A 19954-nucleotide genomic window follows, 5' to 3' on the forward strand; every position below is an offset into this window, starting at 1 on the left:
ACGTCAATGCAATTGAGAATTAATCTCATTTTATAATGATCGGTGTCCTGGCGCGCTGCGCGGGGTCCTTCCGCTTCTTCGCCCGAGTGCCGCCATGTCCGCCGCCCCCTCTGTCCACCATCGCCAGATCGACACCCTCTACAGCGACCACCATCGCTGGCTGCAGGGCTGGCTCGGTCGCAAGCTGGGCAACCCCTGCGACGCGGCCGACCTGGCGCAGGACACCTTCATGCGCCTGCTCGCGGCGCGCCAGCCCGAGCGCATCGTCCAGCCGCGGGCCTACCTGACGCGCATCGCGCAGAACATCCTCGTCAACTGGTACCAGCGGCAGGCGCTGGAGCGCGCCTATCTGGAGGCGCTGGCGCTGCTCCCCGAAGCCCAGGCGCCATCGGCCGAGCACCGGCTGATCATCCTCGAGACGCTGCACGAGATCGACGCGATGCTCGACGCGCTCAAGCCGCAGGCGCGGCGCGCTTTCCTGCTGTCGCAGATCGACGGCATGAAGTACGAGGACATCGCGCGCGAGCTCGGCGTGTCGCTGGTCACGGTCAAGCGCTACATGCAGCAGGGCTTCCGTGGCTGCCTGGCGTTGATGGAATGAAGTCGACGGTCGATCCACGCGTGCTCGACGAAGCCGCCGACTGGCTGATGCGCCTGCACGACAGCCGCGCGACGCCCGCGGACCGCCTGGCCTGCGAGCGCTGGCAGCGGGCCGATCCCGCGCATGCGCAGGCCTGGGCCCGTGCCGAGCTGCTGATGAACAAGTTGGGCGGACTGCCTTCGGCGCTGGCGATGCCGGCACTGGGCCGGCCCGCGCAGGCCGGCCGACGTGCCGCGCTCGGCAAGCTGGCCGCGCTGCTCGCGTCCGTGCCCGCGGGCTGGCTCGCCTGGCAGGTGGCGGACGCGCAGGGCTGGACCGCCGCGCACCGCACCGCCACCGGCGAGCGCCGAGAACTCATGCTGGCCGACGGCACGCGCGTGACGCTCAACACCGCAAGCGCGCTCGATGTGCGCTTCGATGCCGGGCAGCGCCTGCTGGTGCTGCGCGCCGGCGAGATCTCGGTCGCCACCGCACCCGACAACGCCGCCGTGCACCGGCCTTTTCGCGTGGTCACGCGCGAGGGTCTGCTGCAGGCGCTGGGCACGCGCTTCACCGTGCGGCAGGACGAGGGCCGCACGCGGCTCGCGGTGCTCGAGGGCGCGGTGCGCATCACGCCCGAGCGGGGTGGGGCGAGGCCGGTGGTGGTCGAGGCGGGCGGGCAGACCGCGTTCAGCCGCGACACCATCGACGCCACGCGCGCCCGCGACCCCGACGCCAGCGCCTGGACGCGCGGCATGCTCGTGGCCGATCGCATGCGGCTGGCCGACTTCGCCGCCGAGGTGGCGCGCTACCGGCCCGGCCTTTTGGCCTGCGGTGCGGCCGTGGCCGAACTGCGCGTGTCGGGCGCGTTCCCCATCGACGACACCGACCGCGTGCTGCGCATGCTGGTCTCGACCTATCCGGTGGAGGCGGTCTCGCGCCTGCGCGGGCACTGGGTCACGCTGGTGGCGCCTTGAATCTTTTTTTGCAGCGCGACTGATACTTTTTGCGATCTCGGCTGGCAAGGAGGGTGAACCCCTTTCTTGATCTGCTTGCCAAAGGTCCGCTTCCATGCCTGCCCGTCTCTCCCGTGCCGCGCCGCGCGCGCGCTTCCGCGCTGCTGCTTTCCCCGTCGCCCTGCATCGCGCGCTGCTGGTGCTCGCGCTCGGCGGCACGGCCTCGGCCTTCGCCGCCGGCCCGGTGGCGCTCGAGTCGGTCGCGCCGCGCGCCTACGACATTCCGGCCGGCCCGCTGGGCCGCACGCTGTCGGCCTTCGCGGCCGAGGCGGGTGTGGCGCTGTCCTTCGACCCGGCCCTGACCGATGGCCGGAACGGGCCCGCGCTCTCGGGCCGCTATGCGGGCCGCGAGGCCATGGCCGCGCTGCTGGCCGGCAGCGGCCTCGAGGCGGTGGCGCGCGACGACGGCAGCTACGTGCTGCGACGGCGCGCCGCGGTGGTGTCGTCGGCTGCCGCGGGCGAGTCGCTGCCCACGGTCACGGTCAGTGCCGATGCCGACCGCAGCGGCACCACCGAGGGCACGGGCTCGTACACCACGCGCGCGACCGCCGCGGCCACCGGCCTGTCGCTGGCGCTGCGCGACACGCCGCAGTCGGTCAGCGTGCTCACGCGCCAGCAGATCGAGGACCAGAACCTGGTCTCGCTCAACGAGGCGCTGCGCAGCGTCACCGGCATCCACGTGGTCAGCTCCGACAGCGACCGCTCGGACTTCTATTCGCGCGGCTTCTACATCGACAACATCCAGTACGACGGCGTGCCGACCTCGCTCGGTCTCTCGTTCTACGGCGAGTCGGGCAGCGACACCACGATCTACGATCGGGTGGAGGTGGTGCGCGGCGCGACCGGTCTGCTGACCGGCGCGGGCAACCCCTCGGCCTCGATCAACCTGGTGCGCAAGCGGGCCGACAGCAAGGTCTTCGCCGGCAACGCGTCGCTGGGCATCGGCTCGTGGAACCAGCACCGGGCAACGGTCGACCTGTCGACGCCGATCACCGAAGACGGCCGGGTGCGCGGCCGCTTCGCCGCCATGACCGAGGAGCGCGACTCGCACGTCGACCTCTACCACGCACGCAAGAACGCGTTCTACGGCGTGATCGATGCCGACCTGACGCCCGCCACCACGCTCAGCGTGGGCGCCGACTACCAGTCGAACCGACCCACGGGTTCCACCTGGGGCGGCCTGCCGCTGGTGTTCAGCGATGGCTCGGTGGCCGACTGGCCGACCTCCAAGACCACGGCCGCGAACTGGACGCACTGGAGCAGCACCAACCGCAGCGTTTTCGCCAACCTCGCGCACCGCTTCGACGGCGGCTGGTCGCTCAAGGCCAACCTGTCGCACCGCGAGAGCGACTACGACGCCAAGCTGCTGTACCTCTTCGGCCAGCCCGATTCCGCGACGGGCCTGGGCATGCGTGCGCTGCCCAACTACTCCGAGTACAGCTTTCAGCAGAACAGCGCCGACCTGCAGGCCACCGGCCCCTTCACGCTGCTGGGCCGCGCGCACGAGGCGGTGGTCGGGCTCACCAGCAGCCGGGCGCGCGAGGTCAAGGCCGGCCATGCGCGTACCGGCACGCTGGCCAGCACCGGCGACTTCCGCCAGTGGGACGGTTCCTTCGCGGAGCCGACCTGGGGCCCGCTGGCCATCAGCTCGCTGGACCGCACGCGCCAGGACGGTCTCTACGGCGCGTTGCGCCTGTCGCTGGCCGACCCGCTCAAGCTGATCCTCGGCGGCCGCCAGAGCAGCTGGGAAGTGCAGGGCCTGAGCGTGACGCGCAAGCACGATGTGTTCACGCCCTATGCCGGCCTGGTCTACGAGATCAACGGCACCTACTCGGCCTACGCGAGCTACACCGACATCTTCCAGCCGCAGAACTACCGCGACACCACCGGCGCCTACCTCGACCCGGTGACCGGCAAGAGCTTCGAGCTGGGCCTGAAGGGCACACACCTGGGCGGGCGCCTCAACACATCGTTCTCGGTCTTCCGCATCCGCCAGGACAACGTCGCGCAGCTCGACGGCAACCAGGTCGTGCCCGGCACCACCGACTTCGCCTACTTCGGTGCCAAGGGCGTGACGAGCCGCGGTTTCGAGGCGCAGGTCTCGGGCGAGATCACACCCGACTGGAAGCTCTCGGCCGGCGTCTCGCGCACCGTCGCCGAGGATGCCGAGGGCACCGCCGTCAACGCCTGGGCGCCGCGCACGCAGGTCCAGCTCTTCAGCAGCTACCGGCTGCAGGGCGCGTGGAGCCGCCTCACCGTGGGCGGCGGCTTCAACTGGCAGTCCGAGACCTCGGCCGAGTTCTCCACCGCCAGCGCCGACGTGGTGTTCCGCCAGAAGTCCTTCGGCCTGCTGAACCTGATGGCGCGCTATGCGTTCACGCCGCAGCTCTCGCTGCAGGTCAACCTGAACAACCTGACGGACAAGAAGTACGACGTCAACATCGATGGGCAGGGCCAGTCCGGCACGCCGCGCAACGTGATGGCAACGCTCAACTACAAGTTCTGACGGACGCCCAGGGCCGGCCGCGTCGAGGCGATTGGCCTGTGCGGGTCGATGCCGGAGGCCTTGGCATCGCGCTGGACGTACGAAGGGCGGAAATCTGTGGTTTTTTGGGGGGCAGGCCTTCCCGGATGACCCCTTTTTCGATCTCGTTGGTCATGTATCAGGAGAGGCGCTTTTCATGCGCCCCACCACACCACCACCCCGATGCCTTCTTCCTCCGTCCTCGCCCCTCCGGGCCTCCTCGTCCTGTCCCGCCTCGCGGCGGCCGTCTTCGGCGGCTACGCGCTGGCCGCGGCGGCTGCCGTGTGCCTCGCAGCCGTGCTGCCGTCCGCGCGTGCCGATGCGGTGCTGGCGGGCATGCAGTTCAGTTTCGTCGTCCACACGCTCGCCGTGATCTGGGCCTTCTCGCCGGTGCGCCCGGCCCGCGTCTGGCTTGGCCTGCTGGGGCCCGCCGTGGTGCTCGCGGTGCTCGGCGGGCTGTGGCCGCGCGTGGGAGGCTGAGATGAGCAATTCCCAGACGAAGGCGGCCCACAAGGCGCTGCGCAAGAAGGCGGCAGGCAACGGGGCCGGCGAGGGCGGTTTCCGCCAGGCGCAGGCCTGGCTGCACACCTGGTGCGGCCTGTGGTTTTCGTGGATGCTGTTCGCGGTGTTCCTGACCGGCACGCTGGCCGTGTTCGACGAGCCGATCTCTCACTGGATGACGCCCGAGCACCATGCCGAGGAAGAGGCCGCCGCTTCCGCGCCCAAGGTCGCCACGGGCGATCGCGCCCAGCGCCTCGCCTGGGGCATGGCCTACATGGCCGAGCACCACCCCCGGGCGCAGATGTGGGAGCTCTGGCCCTCCGATGCGCAGGGCGGGGGCGAACTCAAGGTGTACTGGTTCGATGCCAAGGGCCTGTACGTGGCCGCGGCGCTGAACCCCGCGACCGGCGCCGCGCTGGCCGAGAAGGCCGCCACGCCGGTGCGCGGCACCATGGCCGGCCACCATTTCGTCGACTTCCACTACGAGCTGCATGCAGGCCAGGTCGGCCTGTGGATCGTGGGCATCGCGACGCTGGCCATGCTGGTGGCGCTGGTCTCGGGCGTGATCACGCACAAGCGCATCTTCAAGGACTTCTTCACCTTCCGGCCGAAGAAGGGGCAGCGCAGCTGGCTCGACGCGCACAACGCGGTCGCCGTGCTCACGCTGCCTTTCCAGCTCATGATCGCCTACACCGGCATCGTGATCTCGGGCATGACCTTCATGCCCGCGGCCAAGCTCGTGCACTACGGCAGCGACAAGGCCGCGCAGCAGCAGTTCGTGGCCGACCTCAATGGCGGCAAGCCCGCGCGCAGCGGACGCGCGATGCCGGTGCCCGAACTGGAGTCCTTCGCCGCGCGCGGCCAGGCGCTCATGGGGCAGCCGGTGCGCGCGGTCGTGATCGACCACCCGGGCGATGCCGCGGCGCGCATCGGTGTCTACGGCTGGAACGGCGAAGCCGACGCGCTGCACCGGCTGAGCCCGACCAGCGGCATGGCCTCCTTCTCGGCCGCCACCGGCGAGGTGCTGCAAGTCCGTCTGCCCGGCGCGGCCGATGGCGGCACGGCCGCGCTCGCGCAATCCGCGATGGGCGGCCTGCACATGGCGAGCTTCGGCGGCTGGGCCGTGAAGTGGCTCTACTTCCTCTGCGGCCTGGCCGGCACCGCGATGATGGGCACGGGCGCGATCCTGTTCATGGTCAAGCGCCGCGGCAAGCACGGGACCGAATTCGGCGCCGCCACCGCACGCGTCTATCGCCTGATCGAGGGCCTCAACGTCGCCGCGATCGCGGGCCTGGGCATCGCCTGCATCGGCTACCTCTGGGCCAATCGGCTGGTGCCGCTGGGCCTCTCGCAGCGTGCCGACTGGGAGCTGGGCGTGTTCTTCGGCCTGTGGCTGCTGGCGCTGGTCCATGCGCTGCTGCGCAAGCCGGGCGCTGCTTGGCGCGAGCAGATGGGCCTGCTGGCCGCGCTGTGCCTGCTGTTGCCGGTGTTGAACTTCGCCACCACCGGCGACCACCCGCTGGCCCAGTGGCTGCGCGGCGATGGGGAGAGCGCTGGCGTCGAGGCGGTGTCGGTCGCCTTCGGCCTCGCCGCGGCCGGTGTCTTGCGCTACCTGCGCCGGCGCGAGCGGCACGGTGTGGCACACGCGTCGAAGAAGGCCGTGCATTCCACGACCACCGCCACCCACACCGCGGAGGCCGCGCCATGAGCACCACCACCGCATCGCTGCTGGCGCTCGCGCTGGCTTTCGCCGGCATGGGGGCGCTGGGCTTCGCGATGGACCGCCACCATGCGCTGCTCACGGGAGGGCGCGAGACGCCGACGCTGCAACGCAGGCTGTTGCGCGGCCTGGGCAGCCTGCTGATCGCGTTCGCGCTGGCGCCTTGCCTGCTCGCGTGGGGCGGCAGCGTGGGCACCGTCGTGTGGCTGGGTTTCCTGAGCGCCGGTGCGCTGGGCGTGGCGCTGCTGCTGCCTTGGCTGCCACGCGCTGCGGCCACGGCCGCGGCCTTGTCGGCCGTCGCCGGCGTGGCCTGCCTGGGCGGGTCGCTGGCATCGTCTTCCGTGCTTTTTTTCTGAGCGGCCTCCCATGGCCGCTCGCGAACTTTCTTCATCCGATGCTTCCGAGGTTCATCCACCCATGACGTTCCTGTCTTCGTTCCGTCTTCGTTCGCTGTCGTGGGCCGTTGCGCTCCTCTCGCTGGCCGGTGCCTCGCAGGCGCAATACCTCTGGCTGCAACGCGAAGGCCCGGTCGTCGAGGCGCGCATGGGCGATCTCGGCAAGGGCAGCCAGCCGCTCGCCGGCCTGCTCGCGCCGCGCGCCTTCCTGGCCGACGGCAAGGACCTGCCGCTGACGGCCGAGGCCGAGCGCCTGGCCGTTGCGGCGCCGGCAACCCCCGCCGACCTGCGCGTGGTCGGCAGCCGTGTCGACGGCGCTTCCGGCACGCCCGTCCTCCACTACTACCAGGCCAGGTTCGGCCGTGCCGAGACCAAGGCGGTGAACGACCTGGAGCTGGTGCCGACCGAGCCCGACGGCAACACCTTCAAGCTGGTATGGAAGGGCAACACCGTGGCCGCATCGCAGGTCAACGTCGACACCGCCGAGGGCTGGCGCCGCGTGCTCAAGCCCTCGAAGGACGGCACCGTCACGCTCGGCACGCCGTTCCCCGGCCTGTACCTGCTCGAGGTCACGGCGCGCGTCAACGGCGCGGTCACGGTCGACGGCAAGAAATACGAGGACGTACGCCACACCGCCACGCTGAGCTTCGAGGTGGCCCGCTGATGGCGGCGGCAGCGCGTGGCCGGCGTGCGCTCGCGATCGTGCTGGCCGCGGCCGTCGTGGCCGGCGGCGCGCTCTGGTGGTGGAAGGCGCAGCCCTCGGTCGTGTACCAGACCCAGGCCGTGGCGCGCGGTGAGGTCGAGTCGACCGTCACCGCCATCGGCACGCTGCAGCCGCGCAGCTATGTCGACGTGGGCGCGCAGGTGTCGGGGCTGATCCAGCGCCTGCCGGTGGAACCCGGCAGCGCGGTGAAGAAGGGGCAGCTGCTGGTCGAGATCGACCCGAGCGTGCAGCAGGCCACGGTCGATGCCGGCCGTGCGGCGCTGGCGGGCCTGCGGGCGCAGCGCACCGACCAGCAGTCGCAGCACCGGCTGGCCGTGCAGCAGCTCGCGCGCCAGAGGCAGATGGCCGCCGAGGGCGCCACGCGCGACGAGGACCTGCAGACGGCCGAGGCCACGCTGGCCTCGACCGCCGCCAAGGTCGCGCACCTCGACGCGCAGATCGCCCAGACCCAGGCCACGCAGCGCGCCGAGGAGGCACGGCTGGGTTACACGCGCATCTTCGCGCCGATGGCGGGCACGGTCGTTTCGCTGGAAGCGCGCGAAGGCCAGACCCTCAACGCCACCTACCAGACGCCGAACATCCTGCGCATCGCCGACCTGTCGTCGATGACGGTCTGGACCGAGGTCAGCGAGGCCGACGTGCGCCGCGTGAAGGCCGGCCTGCCGGTCTACTTCACCACGCTGGGCGGGCTCGACAGCGCGACCCCGCGCCGCTGGAACGCCACCGTGCGCCAGGTGCTGCCCGCACCGCCCGTGCCCGAAGGCTCCGCCGGTGCCAAGGCCGCAGGCGGCTCGGTGCCCGGTGCCGCGAAGGCCGTGGTCTACACGGTGCTGTTCGACATCGACAACGCCGACGGCGAACTCATGCCGCAGATGACCGCGCAGGTCGGCTTCGTCACCGCGCAGGTCAAGGGCGTGATCGCGGTGCCGCTGGCCGCGCTCACGGCCGTCGAAGGCGAGCAGGGCGCCTACACCGCGCGCGTGCTGGGCGCCGACGGCAAGCCGGTGGCGCGTACGGTGCGCGTGGGCATCCGCAGCCGCCACCTGGCCGAGGTGCAGCAGGGACTGGCCGAGGGCGATCGTCTGGTCGTCGGTGAAAAGCCCGTCGAAGGCGTGCGATGGATCCAGTGGTGAGCGATGCATCGTCGAGCACGCCGCTGATCGCGCTGCGCGGCATCCGCAAGCGCTACGGCGGCAACGGCAGCGGCCGGCCGGCCGTCGAGGTGCTGCGCGGCATCGACCTCGACATCCATCCCGGCGAGTTCCTCGCGGTGGTCGGCAGCTCGGGCTCGGGCAAGTCCACGCTGATGAACCTGCTGGGCTGCCTGGATCGCCCGAGCGAGGGCAGCTACCGCTTCGACGGCCACGATGTGGCCTCGCTCGGTGCCGACGAGCTGGCCTGGCTGCGACGCGAGGCCTTCGGCTTCGTGTTCCAGGGCTACCACCTGATCGCGAGCGAATCGGCGCGCGAGAACGTCGAGGTGCCGGCCATCTATGCCGGCATGCCCGAGCACGAGCGCGCACAGCGCGCGGCCGCGCTGCTGGGCCGGCTGGGCCTGCCCGACAAGCTCGCGCACCGGCCCAACCAGTTGTCGGGCGGGCAGCAGCAGCGGGTGTCGATCGCACGCGCGCTGATGAACGGCGGCCGCATCATCCTGGCCGACGAACCCACGGGCGCGCTCGACTCGAAGAGCGGCGCCGAGGTGATGGCACTGCTGCGCGAGCTGGCCGACGCCGGGCACACGGTGATCGTCATCACGCACGACCGCGAGGTGGCCGCGCAGGCGCGCCGCATGATCGAGATCCGGGACGGCGAGATCGTGGGCGACAGCGCGCAGGCAGCAGCACCGCTCCTCTCGGGCCACACGCTGCCGCCGCTGGACATCGCCGATGCGGCGAAGGGCGGCGGCGCGTCGTTCGCCGCCGATGTGCGCGAGGCCGCACGCACCGCCTGGCGCGGCATGCGGCTGAACCGCGCGCGCACCGGCCTCACGCTGCTGGGCATCGTGATCGGCGTGGCCTCGGTGATCGTGATGCTGGCCATCGGCGAAGGCGCGCGCCAGCGCGTGGTGCAGCAGATGGGCACCATGGGCACGGCCATCCTCTACCTGGGCAGCCGTCCGCCGCCCACGGGCGGGCCGGCCGGATCTATCACGCCCGAGGACCTCGAGGCGCTGGCCGAACTGCCCGAGATCCGGCGTGTGCTGCCGGTCATCGGCGACCCGGTCACGGTGCGCTACGGCAGCGCCGACCGCCAGGTCTACGTCTTCGCTTCCAGTGAGGAGATGCCGCTGGTGCACCACTGGCCGGTGGCGCTCGGCCGCTACTACACCGACGCCGAGGACCGCGACCTCGCACCGCTGGTGGTGCTGGGCCACAAGGCGCATCGCCACTTCTTCCCGGACACGCCCAACCCGCTGGGCAAGCAACTGCTCATCGGCCACTCGCCCTTCGAGGTGATCGGCGTGATGGCCGAGCGGGGCGCCGACTCGGGCGCACAGGACTACGACGACATGGTCTTCATCCCCTACCGCGCCGGCCGTGCACGGGTCTACCAGGTGCAGACGCAGCCCGACTACGTGGTGGTCGAGGCCGCGTCGTCGGCCGACGTGCTGCCGGCCGAGCGCGCCATGAAGGCGCTGCTGATGGCGCGCCACGGCCGTGAGGACTTCGGCATCGGCAACGCGGGCGCGCGTCTGCAGGCCGAGGCCGCCACGCGCCAGAGCATGACCGTGATGCTGGGCCTGATCGCCGCGGTGTCGCTGGTGGTCGGCGGCATCGGCGTGATGAACGTGATGCTGATGACGGTGCGCGAACGCACGCGCGAGATCGGCATCCGCATGGCGACCGGCGCCCGGCAGCGCGACATCCTGCGGCAGTTCCTGACCGAGGCCGTGCTGGTGACCGTCACCGGCGGCGCCGTGGGCGTGGCGCTGGGCGTGCTCGTCGCCGCGGTGCTGATAGCGCTCGAGGTGCCGGTCGTGCTCTCGGTGTCGGCCATGGCCGGCGCCTTCCTGTGCGCCGTGGTCACCGGCCTGGTGTTCGGCTACATGCCGGCCAAGACCGCTGCGCGGCTCGACCCGGTCGTGGCGCTGGCAGGGGAATGAAAGAACGCATGCAGAGAAGCCTCATCGCCCTCGGCGTCAGCCTGCTGCTCGCAGCCTGCGCGACGTCGCCGCGGCCCTCCGAGATCGCGGCCCCCGCGCTGCCGACGCAATGGCAGGCACCCTCAGCCACTTGCGCTGCCTGCACCGGCTGGCAGGCTTTCGGCAGCGCCGAGCTCGATGCGCTGACCGCGCAGGCGCTGGCGCGGAACCTCGACCTGTCCGCCGCGGCCGCTCGCGTGGCGCAGGCCGATGCGGCCGCACGCATCGCGGGTGCCGCACTGCAGCCCCAGGTCACGGCGCAACTTGACGCGAGCCGGCAGGACCGGCTGGGCGGCGAGGCCGTCGTCGCCGGTCGCAGCCTGGGCGCGAGCCTGAGCGCGCAGTACGAGATCGACTTCTGGGGCCGCCACCGCGCGGCCCGCGACAGTGCGCTGCGTGGCCTGCAGGCCAGCGTGTTCGACCGCGACACGGTGCGGCTCACGCTCGTGGCGGCTGTCGCGACGCGCTGGCTGCAGGCGGTGTCGGCCGCCGAGCGCAGTGAGATCGCCGCGCTCAACCATGCGCGTGCCGAGCGCGTGCTGGCGCTGGTCGAATCGCGTGCCCGCGCCGGCGCGGCCACGCCGCTCGAGCTCGCGCAGCAACGCGGCCTCGTGGCCACGCAGGCGCGCAGCCTCGCGGCGCTGCGCCAGCAGGCCGTCGATGCGCGCACTGCGCTGGCCCTGCTGCTGGGTGAGACAAGCGCGCGCGCGCTGCGCACCCTTTCGCTCGAAGCCCTGGCCCCGCCGGAATTGGGCGCGGGCGTGCCGTCGGAACTGCTGGCGCGTCGGCCCGACGTCGCCGCCGCCGAAGCCCGGCTGGCCGCAGCCGATGCCGACGTGGGCGCGGCGCGCGCTGCGATGCTGCCGCGCGTGACGCTGGGCGGCAGCGTGGGCTACACCGGCGACCGCGTGCGCTCGCTGTTCGACAACCCGCTCTACAGCCTGGCGGCAGGCCTGGCCGCACCGGTGTTCGACGCCGGCCGGCTCGCCGCCGAGACCGACCAGGCGGCGGCCCGCAGGACCGAGTTGCTGGCCCGCTACCACCAGGCCATCGTCGCGGCCTTCGGCGACGTCGAGGTTGCGCTGAACGCCGTGGACGGGAGCAGGGCGCAGGCCGAGGCACAAGCCGAGGAACTGCTGCAGGCCGGCCGTGCCGCGACGCTGGCCGAGTCCCGCTACCGTGCGGGCGCCGAGACGCTGCTGACGCTGCTCGATGCCCAGCGCACGCTCTATGCCGCGCAGGACGAGGCGGTGCAAGCACGTCTGGCGCGACTGCAGGCCGGCGTCGCGCTGCACCGCGCGCTGGGCGGTGGCTGGCAACCGCCGGGGGTGTCCCGATGAGCATTTCGCCCGGCAGCATCGGCCAGCGGCTGCGTGCCGCACGGCTGCGGCCCACCATGGCCCGCATCGGCGCGCTGCAGACCGTCGAAGCCGCCGCGCCCGAGCGCCTGTGCGCCGAGGAGGTGTTCCGCCGGATGATGCTGCGCGGCACGCACGCGAGCATCGGCACCGTCTACCGCACGCTGCAGCAGCTTGAGGCGGTCGGCCTGCTGCGCAAGGAGTGGGGAGCGGGTCGCAAGGCCTTCTATGGCCTCGGCCCGGTCGACGGTGGCGACGCCTCGCTGCGCCTGGTGTGCGGCCACAGCGGCCGCAGCGTGCTGCTCGACGATCCCGAACTGCATGCACGCCTCGTTGCCCTCGCGTCCGCGCAAGGCATGGACCTGGCGGGGCAGACGCTCACGCTGCAGACCGAGGCACGGCCCCGGATCGTGACATCCTGGCGCCGCCGATCCTGAAGGCTGTGCCTTCCGTCGCGAATTTCGGTTGTTTATTGGTTTCTTCTATCTAAGAATCTTTCTAAAGTACTAATCTATGCGCCAGCATGAAGTACTTTGTCTTCAAAACAGCCGGCGCGCGTTGGGTCTGGGAGCTGCGCATGAACGGAGGCGATGTGCTGGCTCGAAGTCCACGCGAATTCGCGACCCTCGAACAGACCATCGCCTCGATCCAGTTGGTGCAGTTCGCCGCCTCGGGCGCCTGGATCGTCGACATCGACGGTCGGCACCTGGCATTGCGGGCGTGATGCCGGCCGGCGGGTCTTCGGTCCTTGCCCGCATGGCAGAATCCGGGGGGCCGACGCCGCAGTCCGCTGCCGCAAGCGCCTCTGATTTCCCATCCCTTTTCTGCCCGTAGCTCAGTTGGATAGAGCACCTGCCTTCTAAGCAGGTTGTCAGAGGTTCGATCCCTCTCGGGCAGGCCATTGGTCTCTAACTATTCCCTGAGTCTCTAACTTCTGGCGGGTCGCCGAGGTCCGTTTCGCGGACTTGTGGCGCTGTAAAAGCCCGCGATCGTGGAGCATGGAGCCCACGAAACCGGAGCAAATCGGCCGATCTGGCCGGGGCAGTTTACCCACAGGCGTCTGAGGGCCCGGCGACCGTCTGAATTCGGAAGCATCTTCATAGGGTGTCCATTCGGACAGCGGCGTCCGAATTGACGTCAGAATGCTGAAATTGCGCTGGAGCCGCCTCAGGAGCGAGGGGCTACCCTGGTATTGCCGGGCCGGCGTTTGGGGCTCACAGGCCGTTCTAGACGGTCGATCGAGCAGGGGTGACATAGACACGCAGCCCCTTTGATCCTGCTTCCTCTGCGATCGTGGCCCCGTCCGAATTCAGATCGTGGCCCGCCCGGCGGCCAGATCGGTCCCGCGAAGCGCCTCTAAGTGGTTGATTTCATAGGCGCCGACCCGGAAAAACCCGCTTTTTCCCGCCTCTTCCCTCTTTGCTCCACTATCGTGGGCCTTCACAGGCGCACATAGTCGCTCCAAGCTGGCGGTGGATCCCTCGCATCGCTTGCCGGGACGATGGGATACCAGGGCGGCGGCGTCGACTATGGCTCCGTCACCGCGCGCTTCGTGTCGACGGACTGGCAGTACGCACCACCCTCCGGATTCAGCGAGTGGACACCAGAACGATTGCTCAAAACCAACCCGCTTCGGCGGCTTGGTTTTGCCTTCGGCACTCTCCCCAAAACTCAGGCATGCCCGGGTTGTATGGTGAGCTTGAAGCCCAGCGCTCGAATGACCTTGAATAGCGTGTCACTGCTCGGCGCCCTCTCCCCCGAAAGGCTCTTGTACAGGCTCTCGCGAGACAAGCCTGTGTCCTTCGAGAGCTGCGTCATGCCGCGCGCGCGTGCGATGGCGCCAAGTGCTGCGGCAAGCTCAGCCGGGTCGTTGTCTTCAAGCACCTGACGGAAGTACTCGGCCATGTCATCCTCATTGCCGAGGTAGTTCGCTACGTCAAAGGCGCGGGTTTGGATCTTGGTCATTCTGTAACTCCAGAGCCAGTTTTTGGACTCGTTCAATGTCACGTTCCTGCGTGGACTTGTCGCCTCCGCCCAGCATGAAGATGGCGATTCCATCTCTGAGCACGTAGTACATCCGCCACCCAGGGCCGAAGAACTCGCGCAATTCGAAAACGCCTTCGCCCACCGGCTTCACATCCCCAAGGATTCCACGGCGGACCTTGTCTATTCGGCGGATCAGGCGAATGCGTGTCTGAACGTCTTTCAGACCGGAGAGCCACTCAGAAAACTCTTCGGTTTCGATGACGCTGTACATGCGCCATTGTAGCCAGGTGGATACAAAAAAGCCAACCTAACGGCTGACGCCCTGCACTCATTCATCCGGCACAGACCGGCCAGGGGGGCTCAGGCGTCTTGCGTCGGTCGATGGTCTCGATGCCGGACCCATGGCGCGCGAGCAGAGGGCTTCGGTTCGAGGCTCTTTCCAGATCAGTTGCCCATGAGGCGCCGTCAAAACTTTCACGATAAGGCGAGACGGTGGGGTCCTACAACGCGAGTGGTTCGACTCCGCAGAATCTGGTGAATGAGTCAACTCCGCAAAATTTCTCTCACCGTCATCGAACCCAGTGCTGGATTTTTCCAGTGGCAACTCCTGGAATCTTTGCCCGACGCGGCGGATCGCTGGATTGAAATGCGGAAGTCTGCGCGCGCCTATTCCGAGTGGATAGATGCCTTCAACGAAGGGTTCGACGAGGTGTTGGGCATGGCGCGGGACGGCCGGGTCGGACCTCGGTAGTCACGGCCCGTTGGGCGGGGCGACCGCGCGAGGAATTCGAACGGTGAACGTCGTGCCCTCCGCCTCGGTGGACGTGACATGGATCGATCCCCCGTGGGCCAAGGCAGTTTCCCGAGCGATGAACAGCCCCAAGCCGAGGCTGGTCCGTGGGCGTCCGGATTGCTCGCCCTCCACAGGGAGCTGCACCATCGCACTGAAGATGGTTGTAAGCGCCTCCGGCGGAATTGCCGGCCCGCTGTTGGTCACCGAAAGGACGACGTCGTCGAGCTCTCCCACCACTTCGAGCACCACGCTCGTCCCCTTTGCACTGTACTGCGCCGCATTGGTGAGCAGATTCACGACGACCTGCTGCAGTCGAACGTCGTCGAAGGCGCCTGAGAGTTCGCCGTGCGAACGCAATTCGAAGACACAGTCGGGATAGGCAGCGGCAGCGTTGTGCAGTGCCTCCTTCACGATGTCGCCCATGTTCGCAGGCGCCGGCGTCATCGGCATCTTGCCGCCGAGCTGCGTGCGCGAATACTCCAGGAGGTCGTTGACCATCGTTGTCATGGTCGCCGAACTCCGAAGCAGCCGCTTGCCGATGGCGATATTTCCATCCGAGGCCGACGACCGCATGAGCAGCAAGCCGGTCATGCTGATGGCCGCGAGCGGCGTGCGCAGGTCGTGTCCAAGAATCGCCAGGAAGCGCTCACGGGTCTGGTTGGTGTGTTCGGCGAAGGTGACTGCCGACTCGGCCAACGCCTGGTCAACGGCTTCGTTGAACCTCACCAGTTCCTCGTGAACCTCTTCATTGAATTCGCTGACATTGGGCAGCCAGAGGCGCAGGACACTGGCACGCAGCGCGCGGAATTCTGCGGTCAGCTGTACCAACGAAAAACCGCTTACTTCGCGCAGCGTGCCATGAATGGACGCTGCGCCCTGCGGGAATTTCGCAGGGCCTTCGCCGTGCGACTTGTCAGTCTGCTCCGTCTCGCTTTGGGCGCTCTCGATGTCCAGTGCGATGGCCTTGATCATCTGATGCGCGTGGTCACGAAGCGCCTCACTGGTCATCAACGCGGCGGCAGGTTCCAGCGTCTTGGCGAAGGATTCCCACTCCACCAAGATATCTTCAGTGCGCTCCGTCAAGAATCGGGACAGCTTCATGGCGTATTTTGTCTGCGTGGGCGTTGCCCATTATGAATGCCGGTACGCGCGGCCAAGCGCACCCGTCAGCTGATGGCATGCGCAGATTCTCCCGTAGCGCGCGGTCGGCGTGTCAGTCAGCGCCGCGGTGGCAGAAAAGGGAAGGGCGGGCAGAAGGACTGCGTGGTAGCCGAGCGACAACATGCTTCATTGTGTCGCCGCGCTGCATCGGAAAGAGGGTGTTGGCGAGGCTGCGTTCTGCGTTCAATGCGGTTCTATCCAACCGGACATGGCATCACGACGCATTTGGCTCATTCTTCAAGTGCCGGACTCCGATTTCGTGCTCTGAAAATCGGTACAACGCAGCCCAAGGGCGCTGCGTGCTTTGATGCTGCCTGCCGTCTTCAAGACGAGCGTGTGACGCTAATGCGAGAAAAAGTGGTGACTTGAAACTTAGTGTTTTGAGCGTTGCGCAAACTTTTCCCCTCACGTCAAAATGCAGGGTCTGTAGGAGAAGAGCTTGAGTCAAACCTCAAGCTTCCTGTGGGGCGTTCTCCATCGCGAGGCGTCTCCTCTCCCGCTGCAGCCTCTAGAGGTTGCAGATTCTGCTCGTTTCTCCCCTCGCCGGTATTTTCAACACGGTTCTACGAATGGTCTGGATCAGACCTGGGCTTTGCCTTGCGCCTCTTTTTCCTCATCGTTGCCTTATAAGGTTTTTCTAGTGTCCAAAGTACTCATCTCAAGACTTGGAGCCGTGGTGGCCTTGTTCGCCATGGCCATCGGTCTTCCTGCCTCGGTTGTTGCGCAAACTCAAATCCTCACCGGCCAAAGCGGCAGTTTCACTTTGGCCAGCACCACTGTGGTGGTTTATGGGGCCAGCGGCCTTTACAGCACCAAGACCCTGAGCGCCGGCACCTACGTGTGCGGCGACGCATTGTTCGGTGACCCCGCGCCGGGGAAGAACAAGCTCTGCGCCGTCAAGGACGGCGCCACGACCACGCCGATGACCTTGGTGACGGGTCAGAGCGGCACCTTCACGCTGACCACCACCACGACCATGGCCTATGGCGCGGGCACGAGCCTGAACCAGAAGACCCTGACGCCGGGAACCTATACCTGCGGCGATCATCTGTTCGGTGATCCGGCCCCGGGCCTGAACAAGCTCTGCTATTCCGTGCAGGCCTCGACGACACCGACGCCCACGCCCACGCCCACGCCGACGCCGACGCCCACACCGACGCCGACACCCACGCCTCCCACATCCACCAGCCAGATGAAGCAGCTGACGGGTCAGAGCGGCACCTTCACGCTGACCAAGGCCAGCAGCATCGCTTACGGCACCGGCACCCGTTTCAACATCAAGCAGTTGGCCGCGGGCACCTACACCTGCGGGGACCAACTGTTCGGCGACCCGGCTCCGGGCGTGAACAAGTCCTGCTACCTTGTCGACAGCACCACGACGACGCCAACCCCCACGCCCACACCCGATCCCACACCGACACCGACACCAAACCCCGGTGTGATCGCGATCAGCGGCGACGTGATGGTCAACGGCGCGGTGTCCAATGCCGAGTACCAGGCGATGGCGCAGAAGATGGGCACCGACGCCGCCATCGCGTACCGCTACGGTCCGTCCTCGACGGATTACGGCACCGCCACCCAAAGCGGCCTGCCGAGCTATGCCAAGCGTTCGAACCAGCCGATGAACATGGTGTCGATCCAGAACCCCAACGGCCAGGGCAACCGCGGTTGCGGCTGGACCAGCTGGTGCGGCAACTGGCAGATCGGCGGCCCGCTCGAGTACGAGCCGGGCGACTACAGCTCGAGCATCCTGAACTTCGGCTACATCCCCGACGCGACGCCCGACGCCAGTTTCTACAAGCGGTCCTATGCGGCCGGCCTGGGCTCCGTGCAATCGATCAACGTGGCACACAACACGATGTCGATCGAGCCCGAGCCGAGCTGGACGCGCTACAACGGCCCGTCGAACGACGGCGGCACGATCGATGCGGGTGTGGACACCTACCTCAAGAGCTTCTCGCTCCAGAAACCTGTGGCGCTGGGCAAGTGCTACGGCCGCGGCGGCTGGTGCACCAACACGCTCGCGGTCTACGCCGACGGACGCATCGTGGGCGTGGGCAGCAACACGGCAAGCAACCAGGTCAGCGCGCAGCTGCCGGCCGGCAAGGTGCCGACCGCGCTCACCATCACCAACAGCGGCGAGTTCGCACTGGTCACTGTCTGGGACACCGCCGCCATGCGCGGGCAGGTGGCCGTGCTGGCACTCGGCGACGGTTGCCAGGGTTGCAACATGGGCACCGAATCCCAGTGGTATGGCAACTGGGGCAACTGGAAGCGCTCCTACCCAGGCATGCCTGGGCTGGGCAACTACAACTTCATCAAGCTGATCGGCTTCGTGGACCTGCCGGACACCATGAAGGCGCCCACGGAGATCTCCGTGTCGACGGGCCTGGCGAACAACGACTACCAGCGCGTGCAACGGTTCTGGGACACCGACCTGGACAATGCAAGCGTTCGCACGCGTTACCTGAGCGGTGACCTGTCCAATGCGTACGCCAGGGCCGGCATGGCCGTGGTGATTTCGAAGTCGGAAAAGCGCGCCGCGTTCGTGGATCTGCGCCCGCTCTTCGCCTACTACAAGCAGCAGTATTTCGGCCAGGCACAGGCCGGCTTCAACAGCATGATCGCCAACCGCGGCATGCAGCCCTCGCAGTGGCCCTACACCTTCGACGTCGCCTCGGGCCAGAAGCCCACGGTCATCAAGGTGATGAACCTGGACAACCGGCCGACGGCGGTCAAGGTCTCGCTTGCGGCACCGTTCCGCGCTTTCATCGCCACGCAAGAGGGCAAGCTGCGTGTGTTCGACCTGGGCTCGGGCTACCTGAACCAGGCCTCGGGCGGGACGCCGTCGGACATCGTCGAACGTTTCGCGGTGACCGTGGGACGCAATCCGACGGGCATCACCTACGCCAAGGAAAAGTCCGCCCCCAACCCCGTCATCAAGGACATCTATCCCAACACGGTCGAGCGCGAAATGATCGTGACGTCGCGAGGCGATCGCAAGGTCCAGTGGGTTCGTTTCGACGCCGGCATCACGTCGGGCTCGGTGGCGCGCACGCTGCAGGAGAGCCGCATGATCGATCCGATCTCGACCGAGGACACGGACAATCACGGCACCGAGAGCTACGTGGTGAGCGTGGCGGACTATGGCGGCAAGGGCATCCACAACTTCCTGTATGGCCCGATCACCTGGCACACCTATGAGGCCTCGAAAGCCTGCTCGAACGCCAAGGGCGGCTGCAAGCTGCTCAACAACGCCGCGTTCGAGTACGGTGGCACGTTCAAGCTGCCAGGCAAGCCGTTCCACGCGATGGGTGCCAACATCAACTGACCTGAAAGCGGTCGCCCCCGACGGGGCGATCGCGCGTGGATTCAGGCCGGTTCGACGGCCCTCCAGTCAAGCGGCAACTTCCGGTTCACATCGGTGACCGCTGTCCGTCCGGCAGCGCTCGAGGCAACTCGACCGCCGTGAGCTGCCACGACCACAGGCCCCGGCGCGTGAACACGAACGCGCCAGCGACCGAGGCACCCTCGGCGCGCAGCAATGCCGTCGACACGTTCCGGTAGCGCAGGGCATAGCTCTGCGCTTTTCCCGATCCGGCCGGCGACGTCGCGCCGAGTTCCGCCATGTCCACCGTCACCTTGCCTTGCGCGACCATCCGCATCACGCTGGCTGGCGAGAGGAAGGCATTGACCATCTGGCCGAGCAGGCCCACCGCGAGCATCTGGCCCAGGCCCGACAGGCGATCGTTCTTTCCGGCGGTGCCCATGGTGTCCGTCATCTGGCGCATCAGTTGTCCCTTGAGGCTGTCCTTGAGCAGCGGGAAATCGATGTGCGAAGAGAACGCCGCAGCGTCCCGTGTCTCGATGGCGGCGCGCATGCGATGAAGCGTCCAGTACGGGCTGAAGTACAGCGCGCTGCCCGCAAGCACGACCGCCAGTGCGGCTGCCGTGCCGATGATCCGGATGCGATTCTTCTTCTTCAATGTCGTGCGCCTTGTGTGCCCCCTTTCGGGCGCTGGATCGTAACGTCATGCGCCGCATCGACGGA

The 19954-nt window shown here is 68.1% G+C and carries 18 protein-coding genes and 1 tRNA gene; 15 read left to right on the forward strand and 4 right to left on the reverse strand.

Going from position 1 to position 19954, the window contains the following annotated elements; genetic code table 11:
- Positions 1-94 precede the first annotated feature (94 nt).
- From ACSFBC_RS11375 to ACSFBC_RS11435, 13 genes are all read left to right on the forward strand, one after another.
- Complete coding sequence (locus ACSFBC_RS11375) at positions 95-601, forward strand: sigma-70 family RNA polymerase sigma factor (RefSeq protein ID WP_435510430.1); 507 nt, start codon at positions 95-97, stop codon at positions 599-601.
- Positions 598-1557 carry a FecR domain-containing protein gene (locus tag ACSFBC_RS11380; protein ID WP_435510431.1) on the forward strand — a complete coding sequence of 320 codons (960 nt, stop codon included), beginning with the start codon at positions 598-600 and terminating at the stop codon, positions 1555-1557. Before ACSFBC_RS11375 ends, ACSFBC_RS11380 begins: the two co-directional genes overlap by 4 nt.
- Before the next feature lie 94 nt (positions 1558-1651).
- The gene (gene fhuE / locus ACSFBC_RS11385; protein ID WP_435510432.1) at positions 1652-4102 is read left to right on the forward strand and encodes a ferric-rhodotorulic acid/ferric-coprogen receptor FhuE; all 2451 of its coding nucleotides are present in this window, start codon (positions 1652-1654) and stop codon (positions 4100-4102) included.
- Between the two features lie 201 nt (positions 4103-4303).
- Positions 4304-4600 (forward strand): hypothetical protein, encoded by a 297-nt coding sequence (locus ACSFBC_RS11390; protein WP_435510433.1) that lies wholly within the window; start codon positions 4304-4306, stop codon positions 4598-4600.
- 1 nt (position 4601) lies between these two features.
- The gene (locus tag ACSFBC_RS11395; protein ID WP_435510434.1) at positions 4602-6329 is read left to right on the forward strand and encodes a PepSY-associated TM helix domain-containing protein; all 1728 of its coding nucleotides are present in this window, start codon (positions 4602-4604) and stop codon (positions 6327-6329) included.
- Positions 6326-6697 (forward strand): DUF3325 domain-containing protein, encoded by a 372-nt coding sequence (locus ACSFBC_RS11400; protein ID WP_435510435.1) that lies wholly within the window; start codon positions 6326-6328, stop codon positions 6695-6697. The genes ACSFBC_RS11395 and ACSFBC_RS11400 overlap by 4 nt, the downstream gene beginning before the upstream one ends.
- A gap of 61 nt (positions 6698-6758) precedes the next feature.
- Positions 6759-7400 carry a hypothetical protein gene (locus tag ACSFBC_RS11405; protein ID WP_435510436.1) on the forward strand — a complete coding sequence of 214 codons (642 nt, stop codon included), beginning with the start codon at positions 6759-6761 and terminating at the stop codon, positions 7398-7400.
- Entirely contained in the window at positions 7400-8593 is a 1194-nt protein-coding gene (locus ACSFBC_RS11410; RefSeq protein ID WP_435510437.1) for an efflux RND transporter periplasmic adaptor subunit, read from the forward strand. Before ACSFBC_RS11405 ends, ACSFBC_RS11410 begins: the two co-directional genes overlap by 1 nt.
- Entirely contained in the window at positions 8590-10566 is a 1977-nt protein-coding gene (locus ACSFBC_RS11415; protein ID WP_435510438.1) for an ABC transporter permease, read from the forward strand. The genes ACSFBC_RS11410 and ACSFBC_RS11415 overlap by 4 nt, the downstream gene beginning before the upstream one ends.
- Positions 10567-10574: 8 nt before the next feature.
- Positions 10575-11945, forward strand: coding sequence for an efflux transporter outer membrane subunit (locus tag ACSFBC_RS11420; protein ID WP_435510439.1), 1371 nt, complete (start codon positions 10575-10577; stop codon positions 11943-11945).
- Positions 11942-12400 carry a Fur family transcriptional regulator gene (locus ACSFBC_RS11425; RefSeq protein WP_435510440.1) on the forward strand — a complete coding sequence of 153 codons (459 nt, stop codon included), beginning with the start codon at positions 11942-11944 and terminating at the stop codon, positions 12398-12400. Before ACSFBC_RS11420 ends, ACSFBC_RS11425 begins: the two co-directional genes overlap by 4 nt.
- A gap of 86 nt (positions 12401-12486) precedes the next feature.
- The gene (locus ACSFBC_RS11430; RefSeq protein ID WP_435510441.1) at positions 12487-12687 is read left to right on the forward strand and encodes a YegP family protein; all 201 of its coding nucleotides are present in this window, start codon (positions 12487-12489) and stop codon (positions 12685-12687) included.
- Between the two features lie 100 nt (positions 12688-12787).
- Positions 12788-12864 (forward strand) — tRNA-Arg (locus tag ACSFBC_RS11435).
- 770 nt (positions 12865-13634) lie between these two features.
- On the opposite strand, the gene ACSFBC_RS11440 is transcribed toward ACSFBC_RS11435, so the two are convergent.
- On the reverse strand, positions 13635-13928 hold the full coding sequence (locus ACSFBC_RS11440) for an addiction module antidote protein (RefSeq protein WP_435510442.1): 294 nt from the start codon (positions 13926-13928) through the stop codon (positions 13635-13637).
- Positions 13900-14220: a type II toxin-antitoxin system RelE/ParE family toxin gene (locus ACSFBC_RS11445; protein WP_435510443.1), complete on the reverse strand. Its 321-nt coding sequence runs from the start codon at positions 14218-14220 to the stop codon at positions 13900-13902. The genes ACSFBC_RS11440 and ACSFBC_RS11445 overlap by 29 nt, the downstream gene beginning before the upstream one ends.
- 267 nt (positions 14221-14487) lie before the next feature.
- Between ACSFBC_RS11445 and ACSFBC_RS11450 the strand changes: the two genes are divergently transcribed.
- Positions 14488-14700: a hypothetical protein gene (locus tag ACSFBC_RS11450; RefSeq protein WP_435510444.1), complete on the forward strand. Its 213-nt coding sequence runs from the start codon at positions 14488-14490 to the stop codon at positions 14698-14700.
- Here the strand turns inward: ACSFBC_RS11450 and ACSFBC_RS11455 are convergent, their stop codons facing one another.
- A complete protein-coding gene (locus ACSFBC_RS11455; RefSeq protein ID WP_435510445.1) occupies positions 14701-15843 on the reverse strand; it encodes a sensor histidine kinase in 1143 nt (380 codons plus the stop codon).
- A gap of 823 nt (positions 15844-16666) precedes the next feature.
- Here ACSFBC_RS11455 and ACSFBC_RS11460 point away from each other — a divergent pair.
- Positions 16667-19234, forward strand: a complete 2568-nt coding sequence (locus tag ACSFBC_RS11460) for a hypothetical protein (protein WP_435510446.1) — start codon at positions 16667-16669, stop codon at positions 19232-19234.
- An 85-nt stretch (positions 19235-19319) separates the two neighbouring features.
- Here ACSFBC_RS11460 and ACSFBC_RS11465 read toward each other — a convergent pair whose 3' ends face one another.
- Positions 19320-19889 carry a DUF2939 domain-containing protein gene (locus ACSFBC_RS11465; protein WP_435510447.1) on the reverse strand — a complete coding sequence of 190 codons (570 nt, stop codon included), beginning with the start codon at positions 19887-19889 and terminating at the stop codon, positions 19320-19322.
- Positions 19890-19954 lie beyond the last annotated feature (65 nt).

Source organism: Variovorax frigidus (genome assembly GCF_051216515.1).
Lineage (GTDB): Bacteria > Pseudomonadota > Gammaproteobacteria > Burkholderiales > Burkholderiaceae_C > Variovorax.